The 12,738-nt window shown below is 58.4% G+C and carries 8 protein-coding genes and 1 pseudogene; all 9 read left to right on the top strand.

Annotated elements, in window-relative coordinates; genetic code table 11:
* Window positions 1-10: 10 nt before the first annotated feature.
* Window positions 11-313 carry an NAD(P)/FAD-dependent oxidoreductase gene (locus J6497_RS39310; RefSeq protein ID WP_376708344.1) on the top strand — a complete coding sequence of 101 codons (303 nt, stop codon included), beginning with the start codon at window positions 11-13 and terminating at the stop codon, window positions 311-313.
* Between the two features lie 226 nt (window positions 314-539).
* Window positions 540-2,228 carry an MFS transporter gene (locus J6497_RS39305; protein ID WP_225709527.1) on the top strand — a complete coding sequence of 563 codons (1,689 nt, stop codon included), beginning with the start codon at window positions 540-542 and terminating at the stop codon, window positions 2,226-2,228.
* A gap of 856 nt (window positions 2,229-3,084) precedes the next feature.
* Window positions 3,085-4,089 (top strand): LysR family transcriptional regulator, encoded by a 1,005-nt coding sequence (locus J6497_RS39300; protein WP_225709526.1) that lies wholly within the window; start codon window positions 3,085-3,087, stop codon window positions 4,087-4,089.
* A gap of 891 nt (window positions 4,090-4,980) precedes the next feature.
* On the top strand, window positions 4,981-5,814 hold the full coding sequence (locus tag J6497_RS39295; protein ID WP_225709525.1) for a transketolase: 834 nt from the start codon (window positions 4,981-4,983) through the stop codon (window positions 5,812-5,814).
* Window positions 5,815-6,765 carry a transketolase family protein gene (locus J6497_RS42355; RefSeq protein ID WP_225709524.1) on the top strand — a complete coding sequence of 317 codons (951 nt, stop codon included), beginning with the start codon at window positions 5,815-5,817 and terminating at the stop codon, window positions 6,763-6,765. It abuts the gene before it with no gap.
* A gap of 202 nt (window positions 6,766-6,967) precedes the next feature.
* Entirely contained in the window at window positions 6,968-8,128 is a 1,161-nt protein-coding gene (locus J6497_RS39285) for a M24 family metallopeptidase (protein WP_225709523.1), read from the top strand.
* 141 nt (window positions 8,129-8,269) lie between these two features.
* Entirely contained in the window at window positions 8,270-9,880 is a 1,611-nt protein-coding gene (locus J6497_RS39280) for a GMC family oxidoreductase (protein WP_225709522.1), read from the top strand.
* Window positions 9,881-10,344: 464 nt separating this feature from the next.
* A pseudogene (locus tag J6497_RS39275) lies at window positions 10,345-10,879 on the top strand (transposase); the annotation flags it as partial.
* A 1,167-nt stretch (window positions 10,880-12,046) separates the two neighbouring features.
* Window positions 12,047-12,738 (top strand): SDR family NAD(P)-dependent oxidoreductase (locus J6497_RS39265; RefSeq protein WP_225709521.1); only part of this gene is annotated, 692 nt, incomplete at its 3' end.

The raw sequence follows: 12,738 nt of genomic DNA, 5'->3' as shown, positions 1-12,738 counted from the left end.
GCGGCCCGGACTGCTCTCATCCGCGCTGGATCGCGTGCGCAAAGTTCTGCCCGCGCTCAGACCTCGGCCCGGTTTCGAGGTGTGGAGCGGAGAACGCCCGGCTACTCCGGACTCCTTGCCGATCGTCGAGCAGGTCCCGGGCCATCGTTCCATCTTCGTGTCCTGTGGTCACGGACACCTAGGACTCACGTTGGCTGCGGTCACAGCACGAGTCGTTGCCGATTTGGTCACCGGCAGTTCGTCTGGCTACTCGAGACAGCTCAGTTCGCAGCGATTCCGTTTGAGGGGCTACGCTGTCTTGCTCGGTGACTAGGGAGAGAGGGTGTCAATGAAAATCAAATGAAGTGCTTGGCGACGGTAACGTGGCGCACGCCGTGGTTACCGCGCTTACGGAGTTGCGAAAGCACGTTCCCGATGCGGTGAAGGGCAATGGCGTCATCGAATCTAGATCAAAGGCGATCCGCGTAAATCGCATTTCGTGAGCGCCTTCAGCTGCTGGAAGCTCCAAAATCAAGTCGCTCACGCCAGGCAAGAACCGCATGACCGACGCGACCAAGTCCGAGATGTTCGGCGCCGACGGTATCGCAGGGCCGCTGCGCCATACCAGTTTCCGCCGCATCTGGCTCGCGAGCCTGCTCTCCAATCTCGGCATCCTCATTCAAGGAGTCGGCGCGGCCTGGGCGATGACGCAGATGACGTCGTCGGCTGACAAGGTCGCGCTGGTGCAGACCGCGCTGATGCTGCCGGTCATGCTCATTTCGATGCCCGCGGGGGCGATCGCCGACATGTACGACCGGCGGACCGTGGCACTCGTCTCGCTTGGGATCGCGCTTGCCGGCGCGACCACGCTGACGGCGCTCGCCTGGTTCGGCCTGATCACGCCGAATCTTTTGCTGGCACTCTGTTTTGTCGTCGGCAGCGGCATGGCGTTGATGGCACCGGCCTGGCAATCGTCGGTCAGCGAGCAGGTGCCGTCGGAAACGCTGCCCGCGGCGGTCGCGCTGAACGGCATCAGCTACAACATCGCCCGCAGCGTGGGCCCGGCCGTGGGCGGCATCGTGGTGGCGAGCGCCGGCGCAATCGCCGCCTTCGCACTGAACTTGCTGCTTTATCTGCCGCTCATTGCTGCGCTGTTCCTGTGGAAACGCATGGCTGAACCCTCACGCCTGCCGCCTGAAAAGCTCGGCCGCGCCATGGTGTCCGGCGTGCGCTACATCACCAATTCGCCAGCAATCAAAATTGTGCTGACCCGCGCCATGGTGACCGGCGTCGTCGGGGGCGCGATCATTGCGCTGATGCCGCTGGTGGCACGCGATCTCTTGCATGGCGGCCCCGAGACCTATGGCATGATGCTCAGCGCCTTTGGACTGGGCGCCATCATCGGCGCTCTCAATATTACCGAGGTACGCAAGCGCACGAGCGGCGAGGCCGCGATGCGCGCCTGCGCGCTGTCCATGGGCGCCGCTATTGCGGCCGTGGCGCTGAGCCGACATCCGGTGTTAACCGCGTCCGCGCTGGTTGTGGCGGGAGCCGCGTGGATGCTGGCCGCGGCGCTATGCAACATTGGCGTGCAGCTGTCGGCCCCTCGCTGGGTGGCGGGGCGCGCGCTCGCGGCCTACCAGGCGGCGGGATCCGGCGGCATTGCCGTTGGCAGTTGGGGTTGGGGCAATTTGACCAATGCCGCCGGCGTAGAAACGGCCCTCCTTGTCTCGGCCGCCCTAATGCTTGTCTCACCACTCTTGGGGCTCTGGTTGCGTATGCCGCGCATCGGCACGTGGGGTGAAGTGGCTGAGATGCTTGACGATCCCGAGGTGCGCCTGCCGCTCACCGGGCGCAGCGGGCCCTTGGTGGTCGAGATCGAATATCGCGTGGCGGGGGAAAATGCTCGGGCGTTCCACAACGTCATGCAGGAAGTGCAGCTGTTCCGGAAGCGAAACGGCGCCTATGGCTGGTCGATCGCACGCGACATTGCCGATCCCGAATTGTGGACCGAGCGCTATCACTGCCCGACCTGGCTCGATTACCTGCGCTACCGAAATCGCTCGACCCGGTCGGAGCGCGCGATGGAACAGCAGGCCCTTGCCTTTCACGTCGGCGCTAACCCGGTGCGCGTCCGCCGCATGCTGGAGCGCCCGTTCGGCTCGGTACGCTGGAAAGACGACACCCCCGACCCCGCAGCGAACGACGTCCTGCCGGTGATCACGAGCGGAGCGGGAGGCACTACGTAGTCATCCGTTCTTTAATCGCGGCACGCCGTCAATCCCAGATAGATGATAGTGATTCACTGCCGGGTTCATGGTTCTTGCGAAAAGCTGCCGCCCGAACCGCCGACGCCGCGCCATCGGCGAGGTTCTGCAGCTCTTCACGCCAAAAGAATGCGCAAGCTACTTGGCAAACTCAGGATACAGACGAACCTAACTTCATCACGCTTTTAGCGCAATACGGCGTCCAAACAAGGGGCCACTGCTTGCTCAATGAACTTAGTCGGTGCACCAGGTGGAGATTGTGGCCAACGGAAGGACGAGGTTGGCGGCATCATCGTCGCTGTCTTTGAGATAGCGTAGGGCCACGTAGGCAGTCGTTCTTCATTTGGCCGATCCGGCTCGATGGCAGGTCGGCACCGGAGTTCGCGATTGATCCCCCGAGACGCTGCCCCTCTGGCCGGAGATCAGGAGGCCTCGTGCTTTTCGCCTTGTGACCGCGATAGTCCTTATCGACAGAGGCTCGCTTGATCAGACAGCCGGTGACTTTCTCGTTGGGCTTAATGCGGTCGCGGACCGTATCGCCGCATAGGGGGCGGCCGACGGTGCCTTGGCGTACAGCAGGAGAGACGCGCGTACTGGTTGTGACAATTACGTTTTAAAATCATAAGCTTGCGGATGCATTCCAGCTCGGGCGTATCGAAAGAAGCAGGCTTCCATCCGCGCTGACGCTGCTCTTTGGAGCTGAGGGCTTTGATGTTGCCTCCTTGAGAGTGCCGTTCATGCGATCGGCCTGACGATGTCCACCGGCAATACGGATTAGTCAGCTTATCGGTGATTTGTCCTCCTTGATAGCGAGTTTTTGTAGTTTTATAGTCGTTAGATGGACATTAGGCACTTCCGTTATTTCGTGGCAGTTGCGGAAGCCCTCAGCTTCGCGAGGGCCGCTCGCGACTTGAATATGAGCCAGCCGCCTCTTTCAAAGCGGATTGCCGATTTGGAAGGAGAACTGGGCGTAAGACTTTTTGATCGTACCAGCAAGAAGGTCAATTTGACCACAACGGGGGAGGCGTTCCTGCCACAAGCGCGCAACGCTGTGCGAGCATTTGACGCTGCTCTGCGTGCAGTGCGGTCACTATCGCCGAGCCAATCACGGCGCCTTCGGATTGCAGTTCCTCCCGAAACTTCGCGTAGCGTGCTGTCGGACATCGTAAGCCGCCTGCGGCATGAGCAGATGCAGGTACATCTCGTCGAGGCGTCTACAGCGGAGCAACAAAATCTCTTAACAGCTGGAGAGATAGATGTTGGTGTCCTTCGGCATCCGTTTGAGAAGCGGGGACTTCGAATCTCGGCAGCGCTTGGGCAGCCGCTGGGCGTGGTTATTGATGCTGAGCATCCACTTGCAAAACTTGATAAACTGCATCTTCGCGACTTAAGTCCCTATGCACTTGTTCAGTTTCAGCGTCACTTCGCCCCGGGTCTTTACGATGAGCTGCTGGACCTCTGCCGCGCTGGAGGTTACGTTCCCCCGCGTATTCTGCATAGCGCGAGGATGACAAAGGCGTTTCTCAGGACAGAATCTGCAGTGGCACTCGCGGCAGAGCGGCTAGCCAAGCGGCGCGGTGAAGCCGGATCAAAAGAATTTATCTGGAAACCTCTGGAAGGCTCGCCAATCCATTGGTGGACATCGGTCGTCTGCAGATCAGATGATTGCGCTGGACTAACACGTCTCGCTGTCGATGTGATATTCGCTGCTTTGCAGCAACACGAAAATTGGGTTCCTTTGCCTCGTCCTGCTATAGGTCGACGAAGTGAGGCCGAGTTCAGAAGAAATAAAGCCCACCGACCAATGCTTGGCGCCCGTAAGCACTCAGTGACTCAGGCATGAGACGCAACGGCTTCCTGATCATGAATGACGTAAAGAATGGTCACGCCGAGCTGTCGTGTATTTTCTTGGTCTCGAATTGCAATAGGAGCTTTCTTCTTATCAAGAAGCGCGAGTGGCTCATCCATTAGGGACAGCTTGGTTCATAAACCTAAGCGCTTAATGGAAGCGCCAGTGATGAGGCCTTAGATCTGGGTTTGCAGATAGCCGTTGAGGATCGTCTGGAGGTTTTCGGCTGCTTAAGGGGACGGGATCAACGTTGAAGGCCGTCAGCGCAACCGGCATGAGCCACCGACCTCGCGGTCACGAACCTCAGTTTCGATACACTCGCATGAACTGTGCGATGCAGCAATGGCAAATGTCATCCTTGATGCCAAACAGGAAGGTCATTCCTATCGTCACCGCAGCGCCGGATCGACGTGAACACTTTGTCGGGACGGACTGGTTCCAGCTGCGATGTCGGTCGGACGCCAGCCGACATGACCGTCCAGTTCCGGTCCTGCAGTTCGGCCACCTTGCTCCGAAGTTGTGCGAGCAGTTCGAGGTGAGACATTGCAATTGCCCGAAGCCGACCAGGACCTTTCTTCGCTAGATTGCCGTATTGAAGAGGACAACCGAGCGGCCTGAAGAGACGATAGCGATCGTCGGGCATGCGAACCTGCTTCGGTGCTTGTGTGGTCGCCGCCGCTTAGCAGACGCCGAAATTGCAGAGGTTGCGCCGTAAGCCTCGTGGTGTCTGATCGTCTGGATTAGTCGGAACGCATTGTACAAGGCACTGCGCGCGATCTACGTGCCTGGCGCGGACTCGATAGCGCAAGATCACCCCCACAAGGAAAGGTAGGTGCGCAGGCAGTCCAGAGATGTAACCATAGCCGCTGACGAACAGGAGACGATATGAAGCAAGCTATAACGGTCGACCACGCGTCAGCGAGAGGGGCTGACCTTGATGCCTCGTCAAAGGCTATACGCCGCAGAATTTTGGAAGCGCTCGCGAAGCGGCGAGTCGGCGGACATATCGGTCCCGCATTCTCGATAATTGAAATTCTTCTAGTGCTGTACGACGAATGTCTCCGCCTGCCACAAGACGCCGCCAGACTCGATGATCGTGACCGATTCATTCTCAGCAAAGGGCACGGATGTCTCGCGCTTTACGCCGTGCTCGAGCATAAGGGCCTAATTTCACCTCAAGAGCTGGATCGGTTTTGTTCAGTGGGCGCGCTGCTCGGCGGCCATCCGGAGCGGAACATTTCGTGCGGGATCGAGGCCACCACAGGGGCGCTCGGTCATGGACTGCCGATAGCTGTCGGTACAGCTCTAGCCGCCCGGACAACTGAGAAGCATTTTCACGTCTATGTGCTGGTTGGCGATGGAGAGCTAAATGAGGGGGCAAATTGGGAAGCGGCGTTCCACGCTGTGAAGCACCGGTTGTCCAATCTTACCGTATTAGTTGATCGAAACCGTCAGCAATGTAGCGGGCCAGCAGAGAACGTACTGCCTATGCCCTACATGCCGGCTATGTGGCGTGAGATTGGGTTTAACGTTCGTCATGTGCCCGGACACGACCGTCGTGCTATTCGGGAGGCATTGTTGGCTCCATCGTCAGGTCCCCGTCCAACCGTAGTTATCTGCGAAACGATAAAGGGAAGAGGACTAGGAGAGTTCGAAGGGAGTCCTGAATGGCATCACAGGCAAGTGCCATCACTGAGCGCGATCCCGTCTCTATTTTGAATGCGGATTGGGAGGTCGACCATGCGTGAGAGATTCAGTAAGACGCTCCAGAGGCTGGCGACGCACGATAGCCGAATTGTGTTTGTTGGAGCCGATCTAGGTTACAACGCTATGAGAGAATTCAGGGCTTCTTTCCCGCAGCGTTTTTTTATGGAGGGCGTGGCAGAGCAATATGTGATCGGTATGGTCGCAGGGCTGGCAAGCGGCGGTCTAATTCCATATGTCCAGTCCATTGCGACGTTCATTACGAGAAGGGCGTTCGAACAACTGTTCATCGACATAGGTCTCCAGCGACTTCGCGTGCGCATTGTCGGATCCGGAGGCGGCTTAGTCTATTCTGCGCTCGGCCCCACGCACACGGCCCTTCAAGACCTGGCTTTGCTACGTCAAGTGCCGAACATGGGGATATGCATCCCTCGAACCAATGAGGAGTTGGAGCGCCTCCTGGTATCGACAATCGAGTGGGACGGACCGTTATACATACGCTTAAGTAGTGGCCCCGCTGAGGGTGACCGAGGCCCGATTGGTGAAATGGGGCGTGCCTGTGTCCTGCGACACGGTAAAGGAGCCTTGATCGTATCCACGGGCATTGTGAGCTCAGCCATATCCGAAATTGAGGAGTTGTTGGTCCATAGAGGCCTTGATCCAGAGGTGCTTCATTTTTCGACGCTAAGGCCATTTGATTCTGCCTCTCTGTGCGAGGCCGCTCGACGGGCTGACCAAATCATCGTCATCGAGGAGCACCATCGAGACGGTGGATTAGGGAGTATGGTCATCGAGACTCTAGCCGATGCGAAGATACTACGGCCGACGACTCGTATTGGTACCAGATTAGAGGCCACCCCGAGTTACGGTGACTATCTGGAGGCCAGCGTTAACTATGGCCTTCGCGGTCCGGCTCTGGCTAACGCCATCTTGGCCGCTTGCGTTCACCCCCCGAGCCCGTCTTGAGGTGAATAGCATTCCGATCGATGCCTCGTCGAGAAAGTTTCATGCGGGTAGACCGTAATGTTGGCCCCATGCGGCGTTAGGCGGTAAGTGTGGTGGCAAGTCAACTCGGAATCTCTTTTTGCAACTCCCTTATCTCGGGAGCTGCATTGTCCGCCCTGCAACCGTCCTTCCAAAAGCTCTCCGGGCAAGGAGCGCAGAGTTCATGACCGAATCTGTTTTGGAAACCAAATCAACATCTCCGCAGCCTAACACGTCGGCTCTTCGGAGTTTGGCGGGCAAACTCGGCGCTGATCCAGTTATAGCCACGAGCCCGGAAAACTTCGTCTACGCTAGCGGTGTTTGCCTAATGAGCGTCTCGCATTTGAGGCGTCAGGCGTTTGTCATTCTCCCTGCGATCGGAGAGCCGGTCGCGCTGGTCGCTACCACCGAGCGGAAGCAGATGAGTGGTGAGAGCTGGATCAAGGACATTCGCACCTATACTGAGTTTGCGAATGACCCGGCGGACGCACTCGCAGACGTGCTCATTGATATCGGAAAGGACCGCGGCATAATTGGTATTGATCTCAATTACCTACCGGCCGCGACGCATGCGCGTCTTGTAAGCAGGCTGCCCAACGTCAAGTTCATTGATACGAACAAGGGCATTGCCGAAATTCGGGCAGTCAAGGTACGGGGCGAAATCCAGTTCCTTGAGAAGACTACGAAGGAGACGCATCGAGCGGTGCTGGATGCAATGAGCGCTAGCGGTCTGGGCGAGAGTGAGCGGGTCATGGCGAATCGCATTGCCGATGGCATCGTGAATAACGGAGCGGAGGAAGTAAGTTTCTTGATTTTCGGAAGTGGCCCTCGCTCCGCGTACAATCATGGCCGCGCTACTGATCGGGTGCCATTGAGGAGCGAGATCATACGTCTCGACGTTGGCGGCAGATATGGAGCATGGGGTAGCGATTTTGCGCGCACATATTCAACCGGTGAGCCCACGTCACTTCAGCGCGAGACATACCGAAAGCTGTGGGATCTCCACACATCGACCATCGACATGATACGGCCTGGAATGGCGGCGGAAGAGCCCTTCTACTTCTGCAAGGAGCAGTCTGAGAGACTCGGACTGGATTTCAAGATGGTGTGGGTCGGTCATGGTTTTGGCATCGAAACTCACGAATTCCCGATGATCAGGCCTGGCGAAAAGACGAAACTGGAGGTGGGCATGGTGTTCAATATGGAGCCGATGGTCACCGATTCTGACGGCGCGATGTATCATCTCGAGGATCTGTTCGTTGTAACCGAGCGGGGGCCTCGCTTACTGACTCTGGGCTTCGGCCCTCGAGAGATCCCGATCATTGGCGAGCCGATCCGGGTGTAAGTGGAAGGTTTCACTGATGGGAGCGGAGATCGGTCTCGGGGCGCGCGCATTCTTGCCTATCGCCTTCCCAGGCAACCGGCGAGAAATCGAGAAAGTGTCCGATCTCGCAAGTGGGTGGACAGCCGTGGGGATAAATTAGAAATGCAAGCTATGTCCGCATGGGACTACATAATCCTCGGCGGCGGCTCGGCCGGCTGCGTGCTCGCAAATCGCCTAAGCGAGGATGCGAACGTGAAGGTGCTGCTGCTGGAGGCCGGGCCACGGGACCGGTCGATTTGGATAGATATCCCCGCGGGCTATACCAAGCTGGTGAACCACAAGAAGTTCAACTGGAACTTTGCGATGGAGGCAGAGGACGGTATGGCCGGTCGCCGCATCCCTTGTCCCCGCGGCCGCACGCTGGGCGGTTCGAGCTCGATCAACGGCATGCTCTATGTGCGTGGCCAGCCGCTCGACTATGACACTTGGAGTCAACTCGGCAATCGCGGGTGGTCCTACCAGGAGGTGCTGCCCTACTTCAAGAAATCAGAGCACTACGAAGGCTGGGGCGATGAGTCGCGCGGCAAGGGCGGGCTCCTCAATGTCCGCAACATCGAGGAGCACCATGCACTGTGCGACGCCCTCATCGAGGCCGCCGAAGGCAGTGGCTTTCCGCGCAACGAAGACTACAATAGCGGGCGGCAGGAAGGCTTCGGCTACTTCCAGGTGACGATCAAGAACGGCCGGCGCTGGTCGGCCGCTCGCGCCTTTCTGGATCCGGCGCGCCGCCGGCCCAACCTGCGCATAGAGACCGATGCGCTTGTGAGCCGTATCTTGCTCGAGGGCAAACGCGCGGTCGGCGTCGCCTATGCCGTGCGCGGCGAGAAGCGCGAGGCGCGCTGCGGTCGAGAGGTGATCGTCTCGTGCGGGGCCGTCCAGTCGCCAGGCGTGCTGGAGCTTTCTGGCATCGGCCAGCCCGAACTCCTCAAGGAGTTCGGAATTGACGTTCGCCACGAACTGAGAGGGGTCGGCGAGAACTATGGCAATCACTTCGCGGTGAATATGAACTGGCGCGTCAATCGTCCGATCACGCTTAACGAACAGGCCCGGGGGTTCAGGCTTCTGCGCGAGATCGCGCGATACTATGTCAGCGCCACGGGCGTGCTCGCGCGGCCGCCAGGACTGGTTTTCGGCTTCGCGCGCACCCGGCCGGAGCTCAAAGCGCCGGATATGGAATTGCTCATGGCGCCAGCCAGCTACGACCTGGCGCGGGCAGGGCGCCTCGAGAGGGAGCCCGGCATGACTGTTCTTGTCGCGCAGTGCCGGCCGGAATCGCGCGGCTCGATCCATATCAAGTCGCTGGTTCCTGGCAGCGAGCCTGCCATCCGATCGAATTTCCTTTCGGCAGAGACTGACCGCGACTGCACGGTGGCCGGCATGCAGATCGCACGCAAGATCATGCGGCATCCTGCCATCGCCAAGTATCTCGCATTCGAGATCTGTCCCGGCGAGGAGGTGCAGGGCTATGAGGAATTGCTCGACTACGCGCACCGCACCGGGCGGACGATGTATCACGTCGTCGGGACTTGTAAGATGGGCAACGATCCGATGGCGGTCGTCGATAACCGCCTGCGCGTGCACGGCCTTGCCGGGCTGCGGGTGATTGATGCCTCGATCATGCCGATCGTTCCCTCCGGCAACACCCACGCGCCCACGATCATGCTGGCCGAGAAAGGCGCCGACATGATCAAGAAAGACGCCAGGGCGGCGTAAAGCTCGTACACAGAGAGCCCTATTTACTCCAGCAGGCTAGGGTTGCTTGCAAGGGGCCATTTCAGCCACTCATACAGGAAACTGTCACGAATGCATTAACAGAGCAGCTGAACGAAGGATGGCCAAACGCTTAGTTGTTCCGCCGTTTACGATCTAGGCAAGAGCCATTGAAATCGTCGCGCCGACAGTCAACTTGCCAGTTGCGCCCGGAAAGTGTTGCTCATTGTTTGTTCCATCACCAATCCTGACAGGACATTCACATGCAGGATGATCCCGAAGATACAGCCGGATAGACCAGGCGAACCGACGCTCCCTCGGCCAGCGCGGCATGCGCTTTTTGGTCAGAGCGCAGATAGTGCGCGGCATCTCCTGCATGACTTATGTGAGTGAGCGCCAAAAAAGACGATCATTAACTGGGGTCCAGACTCGCTAGACTGGATCCACGAAGCAGACAGGAGCGAGGTAATATAAGTTCGCGCAAGCTGGTCGTGGCGATTCCTGAACTGGCGGTCGGCGTCGGTCTAGAAGGCGATGACGAAGTCTTCCCCAGCACGCGGTGGCAGCGCTGCTGACAGCACAAGACCGTCAACGTGCTAACAAGGTTCCGAACTCCGTGCAGAGCGGCATGAAGAAGGCTCTGCAGGACATCTCTATGGCCGCCGAGAAATACAGTGCAAAATATGCGCGCGCGGTCCAGTGCCTCATCAAGGATCGCAAGGATCTGCTGGCATTTTATGCTTTCCTGCTAAGCACTAAATCCACTTGCGAACCACCAATCCCATCGAAAGCGTGTTCGCGACGGTGCAGCACGGAACGGTTCGGACCAAGGGATCGCTGTCGCCGCAGACAGCCAAGCTGATGGTGTTCAAGTGATCGATGCAGCCTCCAAAACCTGGGCGTCGATTGAAGGGCACAAATCAGTTGCCGAAGATCATCGCCAGTATCAGATTCGCCGACGGCATCGAGGGTCATTCCGACCCCGCAAAGCCACGCGCCTGATCGGCTCCGTCACCCAGATCCAGGCAGAGCTCTCTTTGTGTTGCGCCCTCCTGGAGCGATAGCGAGTCCCTGGCGGCCAAGGTCCCGAAACAGACATTCCCAGATGCCCGCGCAACCCAGCGCATAAAGCGGTTATAAATCGTTATTGAGGGTCCATATTTGAGCGAGCAATCGCACCAGCCAGCCGCTCTTCAGCACGTGCACAATGCGGCTGGTCACGCGGCGATCGTCATTCCGCCAGACACCCAAACATCCGTCGACAGATGATCCTCCGTCCGCCTCATTGCTCAGCCAAAACATTTCTGCGCAAGATCCAGCTGTTCTGTCGCGATGTGCGACGTCTCTGAGGAGGCACAATAGTCGAGACGAAGCGGCTATGCGACGCGGAAAACCTGACGCGGAGCTGCCTTTGTCACGGCGCTCCTGATCATATTTCGGCAGAACCGAAGCGAAGTCCGTTAGCCGGAAGGACTATTTTCCGGCTGCGGCGTCGGTCGGACCCCAGCATAACTGACCGTTCAATTCTGCACCGTGCAAATCGCCCGCCGTCCGAAGTGGTGGGAGCAGTTCGAGGGAGTGACATCGCGGTTACCCACAACCGATAGGACCGTTCTCCGCAGGAATACCTTACAGAAGAGGATAATCGAGCGGCCTTAAGAAACGATAGGAATCGTCGGGCGCGCGAGCCTATTTCGGTGCATGTGTGGTCGCCACTTGGCAGAAGCCGAAAATGTAGAGGGTCGCACTCTGGGTCGATCATATGGATCAGTCGGAACGCACGAGAGAACGCATTACCAGTGATCTAAGCACGCCTAGCGCCGACCTCGATCGCGGAAGATCGCCCCATCAGGTATGGTAGCTGCGCGGGCAATGCAGGCATGTAACAACAGCCATCAGCGAACGGAGGCGATGAACATTAAATAAACGGGAAGCGATATCGGACAAGCCACAAGGGTCGATCACAAGTCAGCGAGAGACGCTGATCCTGATCCCGATCAAAAGCAATGCGCCCGACTAATCTTACAGCGCTCGCGACACGGCGAGTTGGCGGGCATATCGGCTCCGCTTTCTCGGTGAGACCGCATTGGTACACTGCATCCCTGTTCAGTGCATAGCAGTCGTGAGCGCTAGGAACGATCGTCGATTAGAATAGCAGGGAGGGTTCAAATGAAAGAGTTTTCTGGAAAAATCGCCGTTATCACCGGAGGCGGCACGGGCATGGGCCGTGAGCTTGCACGCCAGCTTGTTGCCCAAGGTTGCAATGTCGCGATGTGCAGCCTCTCTGCAGACGCAATGGCCGAGACCATGCGGCTGTGCGAACTTGAGCGACCGCCGCAGGGTCTGCGGGTCACCACCCACGTCGCCGACGTCTCGATCGAAGACCAGCTCAAGCGTTTCCGCGATGAACTCACGGAGCAGCAGCAGACGCACAAGATCCACTTGCTTTTCAACAATGCGGGTATCAGCGGCGGCGGCAGCCTGTTCACCAATACACGCGAGCAGTGGGAGCGCACCTTCAACATCTGCTGGAGCGGGGTCTATCTCGGCGTGCGCACCTTCCTGCCGATGCTGATGAAGGCGAATGAAGGTCATATCGTCAACACGTCCAGCATCAATGGCTTCTGGGCCGCCATTGGCACGACCGCGCCGCACACCGGCTACAGCTCGGCCAAATTCGCCGTGAAGGGGTTCACAGAGGCACTGATCAATGATCTTCGTCTCAACGCGCCGCACATCAAGTGTTCGGTCGTTATGCCCGGCATGGTCGGAACATCGATCGTCTCAAACTCCCGGAGAGTGCAAACCGGTAGTGACCGCTTGAGCAACGACGAGATTGCGCGCCTGCGAAAGCTCGGGGT

Origin of the sequence: Bradyrhizobium cenepequi (assembly GCF_020329485.1) — a bacterium.
GTDB lineage: Bacteria > Pseudomonadota > Alphaproteobacteria > Rhizobiales > Xanthobacteraceae > Bradyrhizobium > Bradyrhizobium cenepequi.
Note: the sequence above shows the minus strand (reverse complement) of the source record. Positions and strands in the feature narration are given on the sequence as shown.